This window comes from Halorubellus litoreus (assembly GCF_037081675.1).
Taxonomy (GTDB): Archaea; Halobacteriota; Halobacteria; order Halobacteriales; family Natrialbaceae; genus Halorubellus; species Halorubellus litoreus.
In genome coordinates this window covers 984123-1003343 of record NZ_JAZAQL010000001.1, presented here as the reverse complement: position 1 = coordinate 1003343, position 19221 = coordinate 984123, and the positions used below count along the sequence as shown (strand labels likewise).

Here is a 19221-nt window from a genome sequence, read left to right as displayed (position 1 = left end):
ATGCAGGGCGGACTGAGTAGCGGCCAGCAGACGGGCGCTGTCTCGGTGACGGCGTACCCGGGCGCGGCGTCGACGTCGTCGACGACGGCGCCGAGCACCCAGCAGGCCGCGCCGCCCGCCGCCGACGCGGGAGCCATGCGTCAGGTCGTCGTCACCGTCCGTGGGATGGAGGTGACGCTGGCGGACGTGGTGATGCTGGCGCTGGCGCTGCAGGCGCTCGCGGAGGTTGCAGAACTCTACGTCGAGGTGACCGACTGATGGCAATTCCACGCGCGTTCCCCACCAGCGGCGGCGGTGGGACGCGCCTCAAGGAAAAGGACGAGGACGAATCGAATGGGCCGGCGTCGTCGGGTGACGCGCTCCGGCACGCCGTCGGCGCCAACGCCACGCTCAACCTCGGCGTCGACACGGACACCGGCCGGGCGACCGAGACGCTCGGGTCCGTCGGCGGCGGCTCCACGCCCGGCAACACGACGGGGAGCGCGGAGACCGAGGACGACGTGACGGTGACGACCTTCGGCGGGTCGACGTCGACGGAGACGATTCAGGAGACCGAGCAGGCCGTCGAGGAGGCGACGAACGGGCTCGCGTTCGGCGATAGCGACGTCGATGACATCGGGAGTGGCGAGGGCGTCTCGAACGTCGACACCACCAGCGAGAACGGCGGGTCGTCGTCCCAGGCACAGGCAACCACCCCGAACGTCCCTGATGCGATGAATGAACTGCCGGTGTCGCCCGCTGCGGCGGCCGCGATCGGCGTGGGCGCACTCGGGTTCCTGTACGTGGTGGTGAACTGAGATGCCTGGTGGATTCCTGGGCGGGCTCGCCAACGCTGCCGGTGGCGCCTACCAGACGGCGGCGGGCGTGGCCGACCACGCGGCCGGGAGCGTCGACGAGTCCGTCGCGAGGGCGACCGACGACGAGGCCGGTGGTGGGCTGGTCGACGGCGCGGCGGGGACGCTCGACCATCTGAGCGGGTCGGTCGACGAGGCGATCGGCCGGCAGTTCGACGATACCCCTGGCGGCGGCCTTCGTGGTGGCTTCGGTGAGGAGTTCCAGGGCGACGACCAGAGCTTCCTCACGCGGGGGGCGCTCGGCCTGCACTCGCTGGTCGATAGCGAACCCGGGAACACCGCCGGTCCCGGCCAGCAGTCCTGGGAGACCGCCGACGACGCCCGCGAACAGGGCTACGCTGGTGCCGCAGCCCAGACCTTCGAGGATGCTGGGTCCCAGCTCGGCGGGCCGCTCGGGTGGCTCGTCGCACATCCCGGCTACGTGCTCGGCGGTATCGTCGTGCTGTACGCGCTGACGGCCGCCGGTCCCGCGCTGGAACTCGCGAACACGGCCGCCGGAGGTGGCGGGTCGTGAGCGTTGGCGTGTTCGCGACGCTCGTGTCGTGGGTGATGACCGCGACGGGCGGCGACCCGGTGACGGCAGCACTCATTGCGGCGTCGGTGGTGCTGGCGGCGCGGAACTCGCGGAAGCTCGAACGCATCGAGTCGACCGCCGAGACCGCCCATCGCGTCGTCGCCGGCGAGGACGAGGTCGAAAGCGACGGACTCGTCGCGGCCTTGGAGGACGTCGAGGCGCGCGTCGACGAACTCGAGGAGCGCGTGGTCGAGACGCGCCGGCGCGTCGCCGTACTCGGGGGGTCGACCGATGGTTAGGACGACTGCCGGACCGGGGTCGAACATCGAGGCGCTGCTCGACGAGTACGGCGTCGGTGTGAACTCGTGGGTGTCGGACGTCTTCGCGAGCGACACCGACCGGTTACTGCTCGCGCTCCTGCTGGAACAGCGTGGCCAGGAACTCGTCGAGGCGCTGGACGACGCTCAGAGCGAGTACACCGACGAGGACAGCGGGACGCAGTACTACGCGCAGCAGTTCACCGTCACCCAGAGCGGGCCGCCCGAGGACGTCACCGACGACCAGGGCCGGCTCGACTTCGGGTTCGAGGCGACGAGCGTCGATCTCCGATTCACGGATTCCGTGGAGGTGGCGTTCAAGCCACAGGGGAACGCGAACCGGGTCATCGAGTACCGCAAGCAGGACAAGCACGCCGAGGGCATCCCCGTGGAGACCCAGACGATGGGCGTGGTGCGGGCTGATTCGGCGACGAGTGACCCAACTGTGTGGGTGGAGGCCTGGCCGTGACGGGGTTCGGCAAGCCCGTGCCGTCGTCGGGGTACTCGGCGGGTCCTGACGTGGAGTTCGTCGCGAAGATACCGGACGGATCGCCCATCCCGACGGGTGGCGAGATGGCGTTCGGGCCGGACGGTGACTACCTCTACCAGCACGAGGGGACGACGGCGCGGGTGTTCGACATGACGGACCCGGCGAACCCGCTGCTGGCGGACTCGGTGGACATCGGCGACGACAACAGCGCCCAGGCGACCCCAGCGGTCTCCCCGAGTGGCGAGCACGTCTACTTCTCGGGCGGCTACAAGGTCGTCCCCGTCAACTCGGACGGGACGTTCGGGGCGGTGGGGAGCTACTCGTTCGTGAACGACGACATCACCGTCACGGAGAACTACGCGGTCACGCTCGGCGGGAACACGCCTGTCAACGTCCTGGACCGGTCGGACCCGCTCGAAGCGGGTGACACGCTGGACGCGGGGCGGATGGCGGCCTGGAACGGTGCGCCGAACACGGACCTTCGGGTCGATCTCCGGCACCTGATGATTGCGGACGGCGTGATCTACGCGTTCGCACGGCCAGGAGCGCCGACGGTTCTGGCGTTCGACGCGACCGCGCTCCCGGATCTCGTCCCGATGGGCGTCCGCGTGCCGTCGTTCAAGGCCCAGAACTACGTCTTCGGGCACGCCGTCTCGGACACGCACCTGCTCGTTCGGGACTACGACGGTGGCGGGTCGCACCGACTGATGAAGTTCGAGGAGTCGCTCTCGGGATGATGGTCGAGGCGACGCACCTGCTGGCGTTCGTGCTCGGGCTGTTCGTGCCGTTCCAGTTCGCGATGGAGCGCCTGCGCGGGTTCGGCCGGCACTTCGTGGTGAAGCTCCCGTACAAACCGCCGGAGAGGACACAGGACGGAGACCGCAGGGAATAACGAGGTATCTCAACGCGGTCCCCGATCTCTAATTCTCTCTCGATTAACCCTCTCCCGAAAAATAATCTGGATTTTCCAAAGGTCTTGGAAAAATCCAAGAGGAAGTCCACTCTGTTTCCACTTTTTCCAAATTTTCAGCCCAAAGCATTTGTGTTTCGCGGCAGTTGCGAATCATATGAAATCCAGAAGGGAGTGCCTCAAGCACGGGACTGTGTGTGCCCTCAGTCTTGGTGGAATAGGAGCCGCCGCTGCCGATAGTGACTCAAATCTTCCGAGTCGACCGGTAGAGCATGTTCGCGTGAAGCAAAATGGATGGCGTGTAAGAAACGTACAGCAATCCCGAGGAGACGTATTCTACAACGGATGGTTTGGATTCCCCCATGATTCGAACCTGAACTACGTCGCTACCGAGGATAACGAAAAGTTCCCAATTCTCGCGCTATTCGCTGCTACAGTCGATCCGGGAGAATCAGGGATGTTCGGCTGGAATCCCCCATTCGGCGACGATATCAGAAAGGGTGGAAAGAAAGCCTTCAATGAAGCACTCAGCTCCCAGCGGATCAAGCATGGGCAGTTCAGCTTCTGGAACAACTGGTCAGAGTATGGACTCTCATACAGCGGTTCTCTGAATCTGACGGACGTTACCGCAGAAAAACAGGGTTACAAGTACAGCCCTCAGTGGCTCAAAGAAGACCCAGACTTCGAAGCAATTCTCGTAACAGGCGAGCTTCCCTCCGGAAAGGGTGTAGCAATCGGAGCCGCCTACGATGACGAGGGAACGAATATCAAGAAGTCTATTCTGGAACGCGAGGCCAGGGAGTTCATCAACTCTGTCGAAATCTGATTGGGTATCGATTATCGGTTGATGCACTCCCCGTCGGTTTCCCAGCCGACGATCTTCCAGGCGCTGTCCCCGTAGACGTTCGACTGGAGCGTGATGTAGCCGCGCCGGTCGAGCGGTTTGAGCACGAGCGCGTCGACCTCCTGCTTGCTGAGGTTTTGTGGCCCGTTTGAGCACGCCTTTCGAGCGGAGTCCCGACGTACGACCCCGTTCTTGTTCGCGGCCTGGCAGAGGCGCTTGTAGCCGCGTGCGAGGCGTTCGTTACGCGGTGGCTCCAGTGGCGTCATGTACTCGGGGGTGCTGCCGACGGCGTTGCGCATGAGGCCACGGATGGCTTCGCTCCGGGAGTCGAAGCGGTCGCCGCGGTCGACCCAGTCGTCGAACTCGTCGACGAGCTCTTGCGGGACCGACGACGCGGAGACGGTGGCGCCGGGGCCGGAGTCAGTGGGGCGCGCCATCAGGTACCCACCTCGTTAATAGCGAATCGGGGGGTGCTAATAGCAGGACGGCGGTGGGGATTGCATCCGTTAATAGAACCCCCTGGGGTGGGGGAGTCCGGGCTTCGTGTGCGGGCGCGCACTTTCCGCCTGCGCGTGGCCAACCGTCGTCGGTGTTGGTTCAGTCGCGCCACTGGGGTTCACCTCCGTCGGTGCGCGCGACGCCCCGCGACGCGCTGGTTGGCGTGGGTGCGTCGTGGTCGTCGACGCGGAGCCACCAGGGCGGGGCGGTGTGGATGCTCCCGGTGTCGAGGTCGGTGACGGCGAGGTCGTCGCGGACCCACTCCCACCAGAGGCGAGCGACGTGGGCGCACCAGTGGCGGTGTGGCGGGTGCGAGAACCCGGCGCAGGAACAGTCTGCGACGAGGTCGCCGTCGTAGATGGTGAACGTAACCTCGTGCTCGTCACCGTGGCCGTCGTGGTCGATGTACCCCATGAGTACGCGGAAGGCGGCTGGGCCGGTGGGCGCGCAGATGGCGGCTGCGCGCTGAGCACGTTCCCAGGCGGTGGACATGGTCCAGTCGTCGGGGAAGGTCATCGTCGGCGGTGCGAGGCGCTTGTCGAGCGCGTTGCGGGCTTTCTCGACGCCGTCGCGGCCGACGTGGCGGTCGACCCTCACGCCGAGTCACCTCCGACGCCGTGGGGTCCCTCGGGGCACTCGCGGCGGGTGAGGCCGCCGCGGGTGGTGACAGTGACCATCCGCGTGCCGCAGTGCGGACAGTGTCGTCTCACGGGCGACACACCCCCTCGTCGAGCGCCGGACACCGCTTCAGCGGCTCGTCGATCCGGTGCCCACAGAAGTTGCAGATCTGGGGCTCGTTGGAGTGCTCGACGCTCATGCAAACCACCGCCTTAGAACGGCCGAGCTGTTAGCTAATCGCCCAAAAAATATTAATTCAGAGTGGGCTGGGCCAGATTTGAACTGGCGTCACAGGCTCCCAGGGCCCGAAGTATACCAGGCTAACCCACCAGCCCTCGCTTACTCCTTCGGTTGGTTTGGTGGTAAGGGTTTCGTTCCGGGTGGGGCGTCCTCGCGGTGAGCCCGTCGGTCTAGGCGGGCGGTTGGAGGCCCCAGAGGAAGTAGATGCCGAGGGTGGTGACGACGGCGAAGATGGCCTGGAGGGGGGTGCCGACGCGGAGGTAGTCGGTGAACTTGTAGCCGCCGGGGCCGTACACGAAGAGGTTCGTCTGGTAGCCGACGGGCGTCATGAACGCGGTGCTGGCGGCGAAGGTGACGGCGAGGATGAAGGGGTACGCCCAGGCGTCGAGGGTGACGGCGGCTTCGGCGGCGACGGGTATCATGAGGACGACGCTGGCGTTGTTACTGATGACGTTCGTGAGGGCGGCGGTGAGGACGTAGAAGAGGCCGAGGATGACGATAGCGGGGAGGACGTTCGCGGCGTCGACGAGGGCGTCGGCGACGAGTGCGGCGGCCCCTGAGGTTTCCATGGCGATGCCGAGGGGGATGACGCCGGCGAGGAGGACGATGACGTCCCATTGGACGGCGTCGTAGAGTTCGCTGGGTTTGATGCAGCCGGTGAGGACCATCGCGAGGGCGCCGGCGAGTGCGCTGGCGACGATGGGGAGGATGCCGGCGGCGGCGACGCCGACGACGGCGGCGACGATACCGAGTGCGACCGGGATCTTGCCTTCGCGCCAGTCGTGACGTTCGATCTCTTGGGCGACGATGAAGTCGCGGTTGGCGTCCATGCGTTCGATGCTGTCGGCGGTGCCTTGGACGAGGAGGGTGTCGCCGACGCGGAGGTCGATGTTGTCCATGCGTTTCCGGAAGAGTTCGTCGCCGCGGCGGAGGGCGAGGACGGTGGCGTCGTAGCGCTGGCGGAACGCGCTCGTGCGGAGGGATTGGGAGACGAGCGAGCTGCCGGGGGCGACGACGACTTCGACGAGGTTCTCGGCGCGTTCTGCGGTTTCGAGTTCGGCTTCGTCGACGGTGACGTCGGCGAGGAGGTCGAGGCCTTCGGCGTCCATGAGTTCGACGAGCGTGTCGCGGTCGGTGCGCACCGCGAAGACGTCGCCGGCCTGGATCGTTTTGGGGCCGAGTGGTTCGAGGAACGTCTCGCTGCCGCGGATGAGTTGGACGAGGTCGACGTCGAAGTCCGTCTGGACGAGTGCGTCGCGGACGGTCTGCCCGATGATCGGGGAGTCTTCGCGGACTTCGACTTCGGTGAGGTAGTCCGCCATCTGGAACTCTTCGGTGAGGTCGGCGCGTGGTTTGATGCGTTCGGGGAGGAGGAGGCGGCCGACGGTGAAGAGGTAGACGAACCCGACGACGGTGACGATGGCGCCGAGTGCGGTGAACTCGAACATACTGAAGCCGCCTTCGAGCCCGATGAACCGGGCGTCCGTGGGGTCGTAGAGGCCGGCTGCGAGTTCGCTCGCGAGGATGTTCGTGCTGGTGCCGATGAGGGTGAGGGTGCCGCCGAACATCGACGCGTAACTCAGGGGGATGAGGAGTTTGGAGGGGGAGGTCTTGCCGTCGTGTGCGAGGTCGGTGACCATCGGGAGGAGGATGGCGACGGCGGCGGTGTTGTTGATGAAGCCGCTGATGGGGGCGACGAGAGTCATGGTGGCGCCGAGCTGGCGGTTCTCGTCGTCTTTCGTGAACGCGGCCATCTTCCGGCCGAGGATGCCGACGATGCCGGTGCGTTGGACGCCGTCGGAGAGGATGAACATCGCGAGGACGGTGATGGTGGCGGTGCTCGCGAACCCACTGATGCCTTGCTGTGGGGTGACGAGGACGACGCTGTCGGCGATGACGCCGACCGATTGGAGGTACTGGCTGCCTTCGGAGACGACGAGGAGGGCGACGACGACGCCGAGTGCGGTGATGTCGACGGGGACGACTTCGGTTGCGAACAGCGCGAGTGCGCCCGCGATGACGAGGAAGACGACGAGTATCTCGGGCGTGAGTGCGACCACGCCAGTGTCGACGGGAGTCGCTGCCTAAAACCTAGGGAAGTCGGCGGGGCTGACGAGGGTTGTGGTCGCAGGTTCTTCGCACGTGGGTGCTTGCCGCTGGTGGCTGTGGCCTGGTGCGGCGGGTCAGTCGGGGAGGGCGTCGGCGATGTCGTCGTCGCTCGCTTCGCTCGTGGAGCGGTGCGTGCTGGTGCCGCCGTCGCCGCCGATGGCGTTGGCGACGTCGTCGTCGCTCGCGCGTCCGGTGCTCGTCGGGATGAGTGCGTCGAGTTCGACCTCTTCGTGGACGGTTTCGTCGAAGAGCTGTTCGAACGTCAGGCGCGTGCGTTCGGGGACGCGGTCGGGGTCGACGTGGACGTGCGTGGTGGCGCCGACGGTCTCGAGGCGGTTCGTGAGGACGTGGAAGAACTGGAAGACGGCTTCCGGGTCGTTCGCGTCGAGGAGGTCGCCGAGCCCGTCGAAGCAGACGCCGATCGCGTGGCCGCGGTCGCGCCATTCTTGACAGAAGCGACTGATGGACTGGCCGAGGGCGCGGAGGTCGTCGGCGCTGGCGACGTGGTCCTCTGCGATGGGGTCGTCGTAGTCGGGTTCGTCGGCGTGGGCGCCGACGACTTCGCCGACGACGACGATGCCGCGCTTGTGGGGCTGGCGCCCCATGCCGATTGTTCCGAACCCGACGCGGTCGGTGGCGTCCGCGGGGAACGTGACGAACAGCTCGGCGCGGTCGCTGGCGTCGGCGACGTTCATGAGTTCGTCGCAGTGTTCGCCGTCCTCGTCGTCGAGGGTTTCGTCGACGAGCAGGACGGCTTTCTCGGGTTCGGTTCGGTCGGTCATCAGATACCCCCGGTTGGTGGCCGGTTCGTAACGTTTCACGTAGACCGTAAGTAAATGGTTTCCGGCCCGAGAGCGCCGCTACGGTGATTTCTGTTGGTTATTCGCTTGCTGGACGTTGGGTACCCATGCCGGTGTCGGTCGCTCGTTCGAACCGACGGACCGAGCGCACGGGAGCGAACGAGACTTGCGCGGGCGAACGAGACTTGCGCGGGCGAACGAGACTTGCGCGGGCGAACGAAAACCGAACGACTCTGGTGGGTCGACCAGGCCGAGAGAATCGGCCGGAAGCACCGCGAGGAATGTGGGGTATCGGGGGTTCTCAGAGGCGCTCTGCGAGGGTCTGCTCGATGTCGTCGTCCGTCGCCTCCGTGACCTCGTCCGGTCGGTCGTACGTCCCGCCGACGATCGAGTACGACGCCTCCTCGCTCCAGTCCTCTGCGAGCGCCGCGATGTCGTCGTCGCTCGCCTCCTCGTAGTCGACGTCCATCGTCGACGCCTCCGTCTCCTCGCCGACGACCTGGTCGAAGATGGACTGGAACGTCGCCACCGTCTCGTCCGCGTGACTCTCCGGGTCCAGGTGGAAGTGCGCGGTCGCGTCCACGGACTCCAGTCGCTTCGTGAGGACGTGACAGAACTGGAAGACGACCTCGGGCGAGGTGTACTCGAGGAGCGCCGAGAGCGAATCGAAGCAGACGTAGATGTCGTAGCCGCTGTCGTCCCAGCGCTGACAGAACTCGCTGATGGACGTCCCGAGCCGCTGGAGGTTCGTCGGGTCGGCGATGGCGTCCTGCGCGACCGCACCCGTGAAATCCGGGCCGCTCCCGCTCGCCGCCGTCGCCGACCGCATCGTGTCCCCGATGGAGATGAGGCCCTTCTTCGCGGGCTGCATCCGACTGTGGTCACCGAACCCGCTTTGCTCCGCGGACTCGTTCGGATACGTCACGGTCAACTCCGCTCGGTGGTCCGGGTTCCCCTCGTCCAGGCACGCCGTGCAGGTATCCACGTCGTCCGTCGTCACCAGCACGTTGTGCGCGCCATCGTCGATATGTATGCCTTCCATGATGAACCCCAGCCTCCGCTTGTTAGAAGATTGAGAAGCTTTTACTTGATACTTCTGGCCTCTTTGGTGGCCAGGAACGACTATTTCTAGGCCGAACGCCGAGCTGATTTTACGACTTCGCAGTCTCGAACCGCGCCCCGGCTAGAGGTCGGCGTCCTTGCGTTCGATATCGGCGACGATCTCGTACGGATGCGCGTCCTTCCGGACCCCGTCGAGTATCGTGAACGCGTCCCCCGGCGTGAGGAAGTGCGAGCAGACGACGCGCCCGATCGGCGTCGGCTCGAACCCGTCGATGAACGCGTACTCCAGGAGCTTCCCGACGGCGTGCTTCGTCGGGATGTCGCCGAGCATCCGGTCGTTCAACCGCTTCGCGTCCGTCCCACCGACGGCGACGTTCGCGAGCGTCTCCTCGACCGCGCCGTCCTCGTCGTACTTCGTGAGGACGTCCTCCATCTCGCCCTTGAGGAGCTTGAACGCGACCTCGTCCTCCGTCATCTCCATCGAGTTGTGGTACGCGCAATCCGGCTCGACGAGCACGTACACCTTCCCGCGGTCGTGGTAGTCCGGGCGGCCGGCGCGCCCGAGCATCTGCTCGAACTCCTGAACGGAGAGCCACTCGATACCCATCGCGAGCGTGTCGAAGATGACCTGGTTCGCGGGGAAGTCGACACCGGCCGCGAGCGCCGCGGTCGTGACGACGGCGGCGAGGTCCTGATTCCCGAACTTCCGCTCGACGGTCTTCCGGCGACCGTAGTCGAGCCCGGCGTGATACGGCGCGGACGAGTACTCGAGCTTCCGGCTTATCTCGTGACAGCGCCGTCGCGAGTTCGTGAAGATGATCGTCTGCCCGCGATACCCCTTCGAGGACTCCCGGTCGAACTCGCGCTTCACGAGCCGGTTCTCTATCTGGGGTTTCTCCTTCCCGCTCGCGAACGTCACGTGACGCTCGATCGGCACCGGACGTTCCTCGAACTCGACGAGGTTCGCCTCCAGTCCTACCGCGAGCTCGCGGGGATTCCCGACGGTCGCGGACAGGTACACCCACTGCGCCCCGCCGTAGCTTGGTCGTGCAGCCGACCGGTTCTCGCAGTAGTACTTCAGTCGCGAGATGAGGCCGTCGAGCCGGTGGCCGCGCTCCTCCTCCTTGAGCGTGTGGACCTCGTCGATGACGACCGTCCCGATGTCCCCGAGGTCCTTCCCCGTCCGGAGCGCGTGGTCGATGCCCTCGTACGTGCCGACGATGACGTCCGCGCCGGGGTCGAACTGGTTCCCGTCGTCGTTGATGCGGCTCGCGCCGACGCGGATGGTGACGTCGACCATGTCGCCGTAGCGCTCCTGGAAGTCCTCGTGCTTCTGGTTCGCGAGCGCGACCAGCGGCACCAAGAAGAGCATCTTCCCCTGGCCGTTCAGCACGCGGTCGAGTCCCGTCAACTCGCCGACGAGCGTCTTCCCGGTCGCGGTCGCGGACACCACCAGTTGGTCTTTCCCCTCGAAGAGCCCGTTCTCGACGGCGAGACTCTGCACGGGCAACAGGGTATCGAACCGGCCTTCGAGGTGGTTCTGGATGCCCGGGTGGAGGTCGAGGGTGTCGACGCCAACGAGGTCGATGTCGTCGGTGGTCGCCGATATCTCGTCGAACTTCGTCAGGTCCGGGTCGAGCTGGCCTTCGAGGAGGTTCTTGATGCGGCCGAGGTCGCGGACGTCGACCATGAGTTCCTCCAGGCGGTCCTTCGCGTCCGCGGTGAACTCGCCGTGGAACGCGAGCTCCTGCTCGAGTTCGGCGCGAGCGCAGTCCGGACAGATCTCGTCGCGGCCGGCCTTGATGGCGGTGTCGCTCGTTATCGGCGAGTACCGGCCGTCGGTCGCGCAGTACCGGCACGTGCGGACGACCTTCGCGGACAGCTGGTAGCCGTCGAGGAGTTCGCGGAGTTCGTCGCGCGCCGGCTGGCTGGTCTGTTCGCTGATGCGGATGCGGTCGGCGCGACGCGCCAGGTCCACGAACTCGTCGGGCGACCGTGGGTCCTCGCTGGAGCCGTCGACGACGCGGAACTTCCCGGGGCGGGGCCCCGCCGACGTCTCCTTCGGTTCGAGCTTCCCGCGGAGCGCACGCTCCCCACCAGACTGGACGACGACGTCGTACCGGTCGCCGCGCTCGTGGAGGAACAGCGTGTCGACGCGCTGGACCTGCTTTGACACGCGAGACTCTACTTGACCCGGGTATTTCAGGTTCTCGGAGTCACGCTAGCGCCCACCAGTGTCTCCGTGGGTCGACGCGCCAGCGAACACAAGACGTATACCAGTTTGCTGGCACGTTCCGGACGACTCATGCCGTCCTCTCGACGCGCCCTCCTCCGTTCGGCCGGCGCGCTCGCCGGCGCCAGCGCGACCGCTGGCGCCGGGTGCGTGAGCATCGGCGCAGGCGACAGGTACGTGTTGCACGCCGACGACGTCGACGGCTCGCTCGCGAGCCACCTCCTGGTCGCCGACCCGACGGCGGTCCGCGCGAGCACCCGCCTCGACTACGACGCCGCGACCAAGCGCGACTGGCTCGACGAACTGTTCGGGACCGGGCGCGTCACCGCGGTCCAGTGGCCGCTCGTCGAACCGGACGAGTGGGGCGACGACGTCCGGCTGCGACCGACCTTCCTCCAGCACGAGGGCGCGTTCCACGCGGTCACGGTCGAGCGGACGCGTCAGGTCGACCGCGACCGCTGGCTGTTCGCGGTCGAGCGCACCGACGAGGACCCGCCGAGCGACGCGACGGTCCGAAGCGAGCCGTTCGACTCGCTATCGGAGCGCGACCGCGAGATACTCCAGGCCGCGCTCGACGCCGTCTACGCCGGCAACGACGGGTTCCTCGGGGAACCCGATGTCGACGGCCTCCGCCCCGTCCAGTACCATCGGGACGTGTCCGTCGAGGAGAGCGACCTGGTTCCGGACCCGCCGTTCGAGTACGTGGACTACTACGACGACTACTATCGCGTCGTCGCCGAGCAGCGGACGGTGTCGGTCCCTGAGCGCACGTTCGCGGTCGAGCGCGTCGCGTCGACGCGGAGCGAACTCGAGGTCCACGTCGAGGAGACCGTCCCCGACGCCCGGTTCGAGGACCCCTCGGACGCCGTTCGCGAGGTTCTCGACGCGGCCGTCGACGAGGAATCCGGCCAGCGGTACGAGGAGGAGCCACCGGTCTCGGACGCGCTCTCGACGGTCCTCGACGACCTCGGTATCGCCGACGACCTGCGGCCGGCCGACGAGTACGACGAGCGCGTCGACTTCAGGGGCGCGGTCGCGTCCTACGACGGCGACTGGTACGTGTTCAACCTCTACCTCGACCCCTGACCGCGACCGCCGACGGCGGCCGTCAGTCGCGTTCGCCGCCGTCCGCTCGCACGTCGCCACTGCGGTCGCCGAACCCGAAGATTGCCGCGAAGAGCGCGAGGCTGGTTCGGGCGCGCGTCGTGCCGGGAACGTCTCGCTCGTCCATACGATTTAGGCTGGCCTAAAGAAACAAAAGGGTGCCGGTCGCAACCGCAACCCACGCCAACCGGACCGCACCCGCTCCTACTCGACGAGTTCGATGGTGTCGTCGCCGTTCGGGACGACACAGATGAACGCCCCCGGCTCGTCGCTCTCGTTCCGATACCAGTGCACGGTCCCCGCCGGGATGAGGAGCGAATCCCCAGCGCTGACCTCGTACTCCTCGTCGTCGATGCCCACGACGTACTCGCCCTCGAGGACGTACTGCTCGTGCTCGACCGCGTTCGTGTGCTCCGGCACCTCGCTCCCGGGCGCGAGCGTGAACCGCCGCATCGCGAAGTTCGGCGCACCATCGCTCTCGTCCACGAGCACGCCCTTCTCCAGGCCATCGGCCGCATCCACCGCCTCGTACTCGACGTCCTCGCCGCGTCGAATCACCGGTGTCGCCGCGTCGCTCTCGCTCATGGTCGACCGTTCGCCACGACCGTACTTCAAACCGCGTCGTCGAGGACGGCGCTTGCGCGCCGACCGTGCCAGCGTGGCCGGCGATTTAAGCCCCTTCCACCGCTACGTGTGCGTATGCGAAGCTACCGCATCGGGTCGCTGTTCGGCATCCCGATCAAGTTGGACGTGACCTTCCTCCTCGTCCTCCCGCTGTTCGCGTACCTCATCGCCGGCCAGGTCGCGAGCACCGTCGAACTCGTCAACCAGCTCCCGCGGGTCGCCATCGACGCCGGCGCGCTGGAGGGCCAGAACGTCCGCTGGCTCGTCGGGAGCGCCGCCGCCATCGGGCTGTTCGCGAGCGTCGTCCTCCACGAACTCGGGCACTCGCTGACCGCGATGCGGTACGGGTACACCATCGACTCCATCACGCTCTGGATCTTCGGTGGTATCGCCGCGCTCTCGGAGATGCCCGAGGACTGGAAGCAAGAACTCGCGGTCGCCATCGCCGGCCCAGCGGTCTCGGTCGCGCTCGGCGCGCTCGCGTACGTCGCCGTCGCGTTCCTCGTCCCCGAGAGCCTCGCAGCGGTCGCGTTCGTCGTCGCGTACCTCGCCGTGATGAACGTCGCGCTCGCCGTGTTCAACATGCTCCCCGGGTTCCCGATGGACGGCGGGCGCGTCCTCCGCGCACTCCTCGCGCGGAACCGCCCGTACGCCAAGGCAACCCAGATCGCGGCGAGCGTCGGGAAGGGCTTCGCCGTCCTGCTGGGCCTGTTCGGGCTCCTGACGACGCAGCTCCTCATGATCGGGATCGCGTTCTTCATCTACATCGGCGCGAGCGGCGAGAGCCAGCAGGTCGTGATGAAGGCGGTATTCAACGGCGTCACCGTCGCGGACGTGATGACCACGCGCGAACACCTCCACACCGTGACGCCGGAGACGAGCGTCGCGGAACTCGTCGAACGCATGTTCCGCGAACGCCACACCGGCTATCCGGTTCTCGACGACGGCACGCTCGTCGGCGTCGTCACGCTCGCGGACGCGAAGGACGTCAAACCCGTCGAGCGCGACGCGTACACCGTCGGTGACGTCATGACGACCGAACTGAAGACCATCGAACCGAACGCCGCGGCGATGGACGCCCTCCAGGAGATCCAGGGCAGCAACGTCGGCCGACTCCTCGTCATCGAGGACGACGACCTCGTCGGCCTCGTCTCCCGAACCGACCTGGTCACCGCGTTCAACGTCATCCAGGAGAGCGGCCGGCTCACCGGGTCGACGACCGAACCCGCGAACGACCCCGACAGCCGGATCGCGTGATGACCGACCCCGACAGCCGGATCGCGTGATGACCGACCCCGACAGCCGGATCGACTGACGAGCGATTACTCTCCGCACTCCGGCGGCGGCCCGTCGACGTCCCGTCCCGTTCTTCGCCCGTGATAGTGCACCGCCGTGACCGCGACCGCCGCGAGCACCGCGAGCACCCAGGCGACGACCCCTTCGACGACGCCGGTCGCGGCGAGCACGAGCACGCCGACCGCGCCAGCGCCCGCACCGACCACGTACGCCGTCCACGGGACCGCGTCGTCGGCGCCCGCGACCGCGTGGTACGCGTCCACGACGACGGGGTCGCGGAGCGATATCTCGTCGCCGTCGTCGTCGTACGCGACGATACCGGCGTCGTCGAGCTTCGGGAGATGGAACTGGTGGAGCGAGTTCCGGACGCTCTTACGCTCCCGGTAGTCGAGCTCCGCCGGGTCGACGCCGTGCTCCCAGCCGGCGACGGCCTCCGAGAGCGTCGACAGCGACACGCACTCGTCGGGTCGTCGCCGCAAGTAGTGAAGGACGAACCGTCGACGCTGGTTCGCCAGTAACTCGAACACCTCGTCGTCCGTCGGTGTCCCCGCGCTATCGGTCGTGCTGCCGTCCACGTCCGCTCCCGTGCCGTCGGACGACGTGGCGGTATCGACTCCCCCTTTCGATTGTGCTTTGCTCATCGGATGTCCCCCCGGACGAACACACAGTATCCCCGGCACTGCTTAATTGTGTGACTTTACCACACATGCCCTGTCGGGTTTCGAAAAATTCCAGCCAGATAGTGCTGCCTGAAAAGACTTCGCGACGAGTATGGGATAATTACCATCCAATCCCCGTCAGGGAACCGTCGGACGACGGGCGAACCCCGCCACGAAAAGGCGTCTACGCGACGTCCTCGACGGCACTGTCCGCGACCGCCGATGGCGCGCACCGTCGCGCTGTTCGGAACAACCGTGGTACTACTGTCGGCCGAATGCGGACCGACACGGGCGATTACGACCCGTTGAGCTCACCAACCTATCCGATCGAACTCCTCTCACAACGTCGGTGGCGGTCGTTCGCCCACACGTCCCTCCCGGCCACCGACGTCGACGCGCTCGCCGCAGGGAGAACCGAGGAGGCGTCGGTCGGACGCGGCAGAGAACCCACGAATGCACGAGCGCGCCCATCAACGACACGACGCCCCCGACACCCGGCCCGAACGACACCGCCGATCCAGATACCGTGGATCACGAGTGCACGGGAATCGACGGGGCGGAGAGCGTCCGGCGCACGGGAATCGACGGGGCGGAGAGCGTCCGGCGCACGGGAATCGACGGGGCGGAGAGCGTCGAGTGAAAGGGGGCCGACAGGGAGACGCCGAACCCGGATGCGCGGAACCGACGCCCGGCTCCCGCGAGCGGGCGTGCAAGCCGTTCAGTAACCCCTTTAGGCGACGGCGGGGAACCGGTGGGTATGTTCCTGACACTCCGGTCGGCCGTCGAGGACGCGCTCGCGGACGCGCTCGCCGCCCTCGACTATCCGACCGACGACCTCGGTATCGAGGAACCGCCGGAAGACGTCGACGCCGTCCTCGCCTCGAGCGTCGCGTTCCGACTGGCGAGCGAGGCCGGTGCGCCGCCGCCGCAGGTCGCCGCGGAGGTCGCGGACGCCCTCGACGCGGACGACATCGAGTACGTCGCCGATATCACGACCCAGGGGCCGTACGTGAACTTCCTGCCGAGCGACGCGTACTACGCGGGGACGCTCGACGCCGGCCAGCGCGACGACTACGGGCGCCTGCCGGACACCGGCGAGTCCGCGGTCGTCGAGCACACGAGCGCGAACCCGACCGGGCCCGTGCACGTCGGGCGCGCCCGCAACCCCATCGTCGGGGACGCGGTCGCGAACGTCCTCGACTTCGCGGGGTACGACGTCGACCGGCACTACTACGTGAACGACGCCGGCCGCCAGATGGCGGTGTTCACGTGGGCGTACGAGCACTTCGACGAGGAAGATCTCGACAGCGAGCCCGAGCGCGACCGCATCGAGTACGACCTCGTCCGGTACTACCGGAAGGGGAACGCGTTCCTCGAAGACGGTCCCGCCGACGAGGTCGAGGAAGCCGAAGCGGAGATCCAGGCGATCATGCAGGGCCTGGAGGCGGGCGACGAGGACGTCCACGAGCGCGTCACCGAGGTCGTCGACCAGGTGCTGTCGGGGATGCGCGAGTGCCTCGCGCGCCTGCCCGCGGAGTTCGACGAGTTCGTCAAGGAGTCGCGGTTCATGTTCGACGGCTCCACGGACGACCTGGTCGCGCGCCTCAAGGAACTCGACGAAGCGGTCTACGAGGAGGACGCCTGGCAGCTCGACCTCTCGCCGCACGGCATCGAGAAGAACATGGTGTTCCTGCGGTCGGACGACACGAGCCTCTACACGACCCGGGACCTCGCGCACCACGAGTGGAAGTTCGAGGAGTACGACCGCGCCGTCACCGTTCTCGGCGAGGACCACAAGCTCCAGGCCGAGCAACTCCAGACGACGCTCGACCTGCTCGGGAACGACACGAGCCAGCTGGAGAACGTCATCTTCTCGTGGGTGAACCTCCCCGGCGGGCTCGGGATGTCGACGCGCGAAGGCACCGGCGTCGACCTCGACGACCTGCTCGACGAGGCCGTCGACCGTGCGCGCGGAGAGGTCGAGGACCGCATGGAGGACCGCATCCGCGACGACGACCTCACCGACGAGGACGTCGACCGCATCGCCCATCAGGTCGGTATCGGCGCGGTCCGGTACGACATCATCTCGAAGCAACTCACGAAGACCATCACGTTCGAGTGGGACCGCGCGCTCGACTTCGAAGCGCAGAGCGCGCCGTACGTCCAGTACGTCCACGCTCGCACCTGCGGCATCCTGGACGAGGTCGACGAGGTACCCGAGTTCGACGCGAGCGCGCTCGAACACGAGGCCGCTCGCGACCTCCTGCGGACGATCGCGCGGTTCCCCGCGGTCGTCGAAGCGTCGGCGGACGCACTGGAACCGCACAACGTCGCGACGTACACGCGCGAGTTCGCGGAGACGTTCAACGGCTTCTACCGCGAATGCCCCGTCCTCAGCGAGGACGACCCCGAGCTGCGCGCGGCACGCGTCGCGCTCGTCGCCGCCGCCCGCAACACGATCGCGAACGCACTCGCGCTCCTCGGCGTCGCCGCACCCGACTCGATGTAAGCAACTGGCGACGCGACCCTTCTCGATTCTCTCCCCCGTTCGTTCGACCGTCCGGCGTGGCGACCGCTCCCGGATGTCGACACGACGCGCTCTCGACGCCCCACCTGCGTCCATCGACGCCGACGTCGCGGGAGCGCTTAGCCGAGTAGCGGGAGCGCGATGACGCCGCCGCTGGCCATGATGCTCCCGCCGACGAAGATGACGGCGCCGGCGCCGACGCCGAGAACGAGCACCAGGAAGAGCAGTATCCACGAGAGCGGAATCGAGTTGTCGTCAGCCATGTACGGTCGTTGGAACGTCGGACGGGAAAGCCGTTTCCGTTCGAGAGCGCCGTGGAACGACCCAGTCCGGTCGCCGGTCGGGTGCGTGCGGCCGGACCTGCAGTGGCGCGCGACCGACGTCAGCGGTCGTCGTCGCGACCGCCGTCGGTCGCGGGTTCGCCCGCGCGCTCCGCGTCGCCGTCGCGGTCGGCGAGCGCGCGCTCGACGTGCTCGTCGGCCGCGCTCCGCGCGCCGTAGTCCGCGTCCGCGTCCGGGATGTCGACGCGGTCGCCGTCACCGTCCTCCGCGTCCACCTCGCTGATAGCGCTCGACACGTCGTCCGCCGACGCCACGTCGCCGTCGTCGGTCGCGTCGTCGCGCTCGGTGCCAGCCGACTCGCTCGCGGCCGCGGTCCCCTCGTTCTCCGCGCCGAACTGCGGCCGGTCGTCGTCGTCAGCCTGCCCGAGCAGGCGCGCGGCGAGGTACCGGTACGCTTGCGCCGCCGGCGACTTCGGTTCGTGCACGACCAGCGGCGTCCCCGCGTGCACGCTCTCGCGGACCTTCGGATCCTCGGGTACTGCAACGAGGAGGTCGGTCCCGACCTTCTCCGCGACGTCCTCGGGCGAAACCGGCTCGTTCGGGCGCGTTCGCGTCACCACCATCCCGCCGACGGTGCCGCCGGCGCGCCCGACGAGGTCGACGGTCTTCGTCGCGTCCTGTATCGCCGCCGGCTCCGTCGTCGACACCAGGAGCGTCGCGTCCGCGAGCCCGAGCGGGAGCACCGTCTCGTGACTCACGCCCGCGCCGACGTCCAGGAGGACGAAGTCGAAGCGCTCGCGGAGGTCCGCGACGACGCTCGTCAGTTCCTCTGTCGCGACGTCCGCGTACCCGTCGAGGTCGACGCCGCTCGGGATCGCCCAGATCCCGTTCGCGAGCTCGTACGTCGCCTGGTCGACGGTCGCGGACCCGCCGAGGACGTCGTGCAGCGACGTCCCGCCTGCGTCGAGACTCACGAACCCGGCGAGGTTCGCCATGCCGAGGTCCACGTCGACGATGACGACGCGATTGCCGACGCCAGCCAGTGCCGTGCCCAGGTTCACCGTCGTCGTCGTCTTCCCGACGCCACCCTTCCCACTCGCGATGGCGTACACCGTCTCCTGCGTACTCATTACGAGTCGATACAGTGCTGGTGGAGTAATAAATGGTGGTTCGCGCGGCATCCTCTCGCACGGGTCCCCGTGGCTCGCTCGTCGCGGTCGTCGTTCACTCGCTTCAGGCGC

At 67.2% G+C, this 19221-nt stretch carries 21 protein-coding genes, 1 tRNA gene and 1 pseudogene; 11 read left to right on the top strand and 12 right to left on the bottom strand.

Going from position 1 to position 19221, the window contains the following annotated elements; genetic code table 11:
- The 8 genes from VYJ16_RS05085 (at window position 1) to VYJ16_RS05050 (ending at window position 3911) form a co-directional block, all read left to right on the top strand.
- On the top strand, window positions 1-258 hold the full coding sequence (locus tag VYJ16_RS05085; protein ID WP_336349220.1) for a hypothetical protein: 258 nt from the start codon (window positions 1-3) through the stop codon (window positions 256-258).
- Window positions 258-797, top strand: a complete 540-nt coding sequence (locus VYJ16_RS05080) for a hypothetical protein (protein ID WP_336349219.1) — start codon at window positions 258-260, stop codon at window positions 795-797. Before VYJ16_RS05085 ends, VYJ16_RS05080 begins: the two co-directional genes overlap by 1 nt.
- Before the next feature lies 1 nt (window position 798).
- Complete coding sequence (locus VYJ16_RS05075) at window positions 799-1368, top strand: hypothetical protein (RefSeq protein WP_336349218.1); 570 nt, start codon at window positions 799-801, stop codon at window positions 1366-1368.
- Window positions 1365-1667, top strand: a complete 303-nt coding sequence (locus VYJ16_RS05070) for a hypothetical protein (protein ID WP_336349217.1) — start codon at window positions 1365-1367, stop codon at window positions 1665-1667. The genes VYJ16_RS05075 and VYJ16_RS05070 overlap by 4 nt, the downstream gene beginning before the upstream one ends.
- Window positions 1660-2154: a hypothetical protein gene (locus VYJ16_RS05065; protein ID WP_336349216.1), complete on the top strand. Its 495-nt coding sequence runs from the start codon at window positions 1660-1662 to the stop codon at window positions 2152-2154. The genes VYJ16_RS05070 and VYJ16_RS05065 overlap by 8 nt, the downstream gene beginning before the upstream one ends.
- Window positions 2151-2912 carry an LVIVD repeat-containing protein gene (locus VYJ16_RS05060; protein ID WP_336349215.1) on the top strand — a complete coding sequence of 254 codons (762 nt, stop codon included), beginning with the start codon at window positions 2151-2153 and terminating at the stop codon, window positions 2910-2912. The genes VYJ16_RS05065 and VYJ16_RS05060 overlap by 4 nt, the downstream gene beginning before the upstream one ends.
- Window positions 2909-3067 (top strand): hypothetical protein, encoded by a 159-nt coding sequence (locus VYJ16_RS05055; protein WP_336349214.1) that lies wholly within the window; start codon window positions 2909-2911, stop codon window positions 3065-3067. The genes VYJ16_RS05060 and VYJ16_RS05055 overlap by 4 nt, the downstream gene beginning before the upstream one ends.
- Before the next feature lie 175 nt (window positions 3068-3242).
- Window positions 3243-3911, top strand: a complete 669-nt coding sequence (locus tag VYJ16_RS05050; protein ID WP_336349213.1) for a hypothetical protein — start codon at window positions 3243-3245, stop codon at window positions 3909-3911.
- Between the two features lie 11 nt (window positions 3912-3922).
- On the opposite strand, the gene VYJ16_RS05045 is transcribed toward VYJ16_RS05050, so the two are convergent.
- The 7 genes from VYJ16_RS05045 to VYJ16_RS05015 form a co-directional block, all read right to left on the bottom strand.
- Window positions 3923-4366 (bottom strand): ribbon-helix-helix domain-containing protein, encoded by a 444-nt coding sequence (locus VYJ16_RS05045; protein WP_336349212.1) that lies wholly within the window; start codon window positions 4364-4366, stop codon window positions 3923-3925.
- Window positions 4367-4526: 160 nt separating this feature from the next.
- A complete protein-coding gene (locus tag VYJ16_RS05040; RefSeq protein WP_336349211.1) occupies window positions 4527-5024 on the bottom strand; it encodes a hypothetical protein in 498 nt (165 codons plus the stop codon).
- 283 nt (window positions 5025-5307) lie between these two features.
- Window positions 5308-5380 (bottom strand) — tRNA-Pro (locus VYJ16_RS05035).
- Between the two features lie 75 nt (window positions 5381-5455).
- A complete protein-coding gene (locus tag VYJ16_RS05030; protein WP_379761800.1) occupies window positions 5456-7345 on the bottom strand; it encodes an SLC13 family permease in 1890 nt (629 codons plus the stop codon).
- Between the two features lie 123 nt (window positions 7346-7468).
- Window positions 7469-8176 carry a DUF7504 family protein gene (locus tag VYJ16_RS05025; RefSeq protein WP_336349210.1) on the bottom strand — a complete coding sequence of 236 codons (708 nt, stop codon included), beginning with the start codon at window positions 8174-8176 and terminating at the stop codon, window positions 7469-7471.
- 319 nt (window positions 8177-8495) lie between these two features.
- The gene (locus VYJ16_RS05020; RefSeq protein WP_336349209.1) at window positions 8496-9236 is read right to left on the bottom strand and encodes a DUF7504 family protein; all 741 of its coding nucleotides are present in this window, start codon (window positions 9234-9236) and stop codon (window positions 8496-8498) included.
- A 141-nt stretch (window positions 9237-9377) separates the two neighbouring features.
- Window positions 9378-11432 (bottom strand): DEAD/DEAH box helicase, encoded by a 2055-nt coding sequence (locus tag VYJ16_RS05015; protein WP_336349208.1) that lies wholly within the window; start codon window positions 11430-11432, stop codon window positions 9378-9380.
- Between the two features lie 129 nt (window positions 11433-11561).
- Between VYJ16_RS05015 and VYJ16_RS05010 the strand changes: the two genes are divergently transcribed.
- Window positions 11562-12575, top strand: coding sequence for a hypothetical protein (locus VYJ16_RS05010; RefSeq protein WP_336349207.1), 1014 nt, complete (start codon window positions 11562-11564; stop codon window positions 12573-12575).
- Between the two features lie 22 nt (window positions 12576-12597).
- Here the strand turns inward: VYJ16_RS05010 and VYJ16_RS05005 are convergent, their stop codons facing one another.
- Together VYJ16_RS05005 and VYJ16_RS05000 are read right to left on the bottom strand one after the other, a co-directional pair.
- Window positions 12598-12720, bottom strand: coding sequence for a hypothetical protein (locus VYJ16_RS05005; protein WP_336349206.1), 123 nt, complete (start codon window positions 12718-12720; stop codon window positions 12598-12600).
- 77 nt (window positions 12721-12797) lie between these two features.
- Window positions 12798-13178 (bottom strand): cupin domain-containing protein, encoded by a 381-nt coding sequence (locus VYJ16_RS05000; RefSeq protein WP_336349205.1) that lies wholly within the window; start codon window positions 13176-13178, stop codon window positions 12798-12800.
- A 114-nt stretch (window positions 13179-13292) separates the two neighbouring features.
- Here VYJ16_RS05000 and VYJ16_RS04995 point away from each other — a divergent pair, with 114 nt between their 5' ends.
- Complete coding sequence (locus tag VYJ16_RS04995; RefSeq protein ID WP_336349204.1) at window positions 13293-14474, top strand: CBS domain-containing protein; 1182 nt, start codon at window positions 13293-13295, stop codon at window positions 14472-14474.
- 65 nt (window positions 14475-14539) lie between these two features.
- On the opposite strand, the gene VYJ16_RS04990 is transcribed toward VYJ16_RS04995, so the two are convergent.
- Window positions 14540-15154, bottom strand: coding sequence for a DUF7344 domain-containing protein (locus tag VYJ16_RS04990; protein WP_336349203.1), 615 nt, complete (start codon window positions 15152-15154; stop codon window positions 14540-14542).
- A 775-nt stretch (window positions 15155-15929) separates the two neighbouring features.
- On the opposite strand from VYJ16_RS04990, the gene argS reads away from it, so the two are divergent.
- Complete coding sequence (gene argS / locus VYJ16_RS04985; RefSeq protein WP_336349202.1) at window positions 15930-17681, top strand: arginine--tRNA ligase; 1752 nt, start codon at window positions 15930-15932, stop codon at window positions 17679-17681.
- Between the two features lie 137 nt (window positions 17682-17818).
- Here argS and VYJ16_RS04980 read toward each other — a convergent pair whose 3' ends face one another.
- Both VYJ16_RS04980 and minD read right to left on the bottom strand, forming a co-directional pair.
- Complete coding sequence (locus VYJ16_RS04980; protein WP_336349201.1) at window positions 17819-17962, bottom strand: hypothetical protein; 144 nt, start codon at window positions 17960-17962, stop codon at window positions 17819-17821.
- Between the two features lie 281 nt (window positions 17963-18243).
- Window positions 18244-19110, bottom strand: a pseudogene (gene minD, locus VYJ16_RS04975) (cell division ATPase MinD); the annotation flags it as partial.
- Between the last annotated feature and the right edge of the window lie 111 nt (window positions 19111-19221).

Excerpts from the sequence above, each read along its gene's own strand:
- VYJ16_RS05065 (WP_336349216.1), top strand. The coding sequence starts at position 1,660 with ATGGTTAGGACGACTGCCGGACCGGGGTCGAACATCGAGGCGCTGCTC.
- argS (WP_336349202.1), top strand. The coding sequence starts at position 15,930 with ATGTTCCTGACACTCCGGTCGGCCGTCGAGGACGCGCTCGCGGACGCG.
- VYJ16_RS04980 (WP_336349201.1), bottom strand. The coding sequence starts at position 17,962 with ATGGCTGACGACAACTCGATTCCGCTCTCGTGGATACTGCTCTTCCTG.
- VYJ16_RS05075 (WP_336349218.1), top strand. The coding sequence starts at position 799 with ATGCCTGGTGGATTCCTGGGCGGGCTCGCCAACGCTGCCGGTGGCGCC.
- VYJ16_RS05055 (WP_336349214.1), top strand. The coding sequence starts at position 2,909 with ATGATGGTCGAGGCGACGCACCTGCTGGCGTTCGTGCTCGGGCTGTTC.
- VYJ16_RS05005 (WP_336349206.1), bottom strand. The coding sequence starts at position 12,720 with ATGGACGAGCGAGACGTTCCCGGCACGACGCGCGCCCGAACCAGCCTC.
- VYJ16_RS05010 (WP_336349207.1), top strand. The coding sequence starts at position 11,562 with ATGCCGTCCTCTCGACGCGCCCTCCTCCGTTCGGCCGGCGCGCTCGCC.
- VYJ16_RS04990 (WP_336349203.1), bottom strand. The coding sequence starts at position 15,154 with ATGAGCAAAGCACAATCGAAAGGGGGAGTCGATACCGCCACGTCGTCC.
- VYJ16_RS05050 (WP_336349213.1), top strand. The coding sequence starts at position 3,243 with ATGAAATCCAGAAGGGAGTGCCTCAAGCACGGGACTGTGTGTGCCCTC.
- VYJ16_RS05080 (WP_336349219.1), top strand. The coding sequence starts at position 258 with ATGGCAATTCCACGCGCGTTCCCCACCAGCGGCGGCGGTGGGACGCGC.
- VYJ16_RS05025 (WP_336349210.1), bottom strand. The coding sequence starts at position 8,176 with ATGACCGACCGAACCGAACCCGAGAAAGCCGTCCTGCTCGTCGACGAA.
- VYJ16_RS05020 (WP_336349209.1), bottom strand. The coding sequence starts at position 9,236 with ATGGAAGGCATACATATCGACGATGGCGCGCACAACGTGCTGGTGACG.
- VYJ16_RS05000 (WP_336349205.1), bottom strand. The coding sequence starts at position 13,178 with ATGAGCGAGAGCGACGCGGCGACACCGGTGATTCGACGCGGCGAGGAC.
- VYJ16_RS05045 (WP_336349212.1), bottom strand. The coding sequence starts at position 4,366 with ATGGCGCGCCCCACTGACTCCGGCCCCGGCGCCACCGTCTCCGCGTCG.
- VYJ16_RS04995 (WP_336349204.1), top strand. The coding sequence starts at position 13,293 with ATGCGAAGCTACCGCATCGGGTCGCTGTTCGGCATCCCGATCAAGTTG.
- VYJ16_RS05085 (WP_336349220.1), top strand. The coding sequence starts at position 1 with ATGCAGGGCGGACTGAGTAGCGGCCAGCAGACGGGCGCTGTCTCGGTG.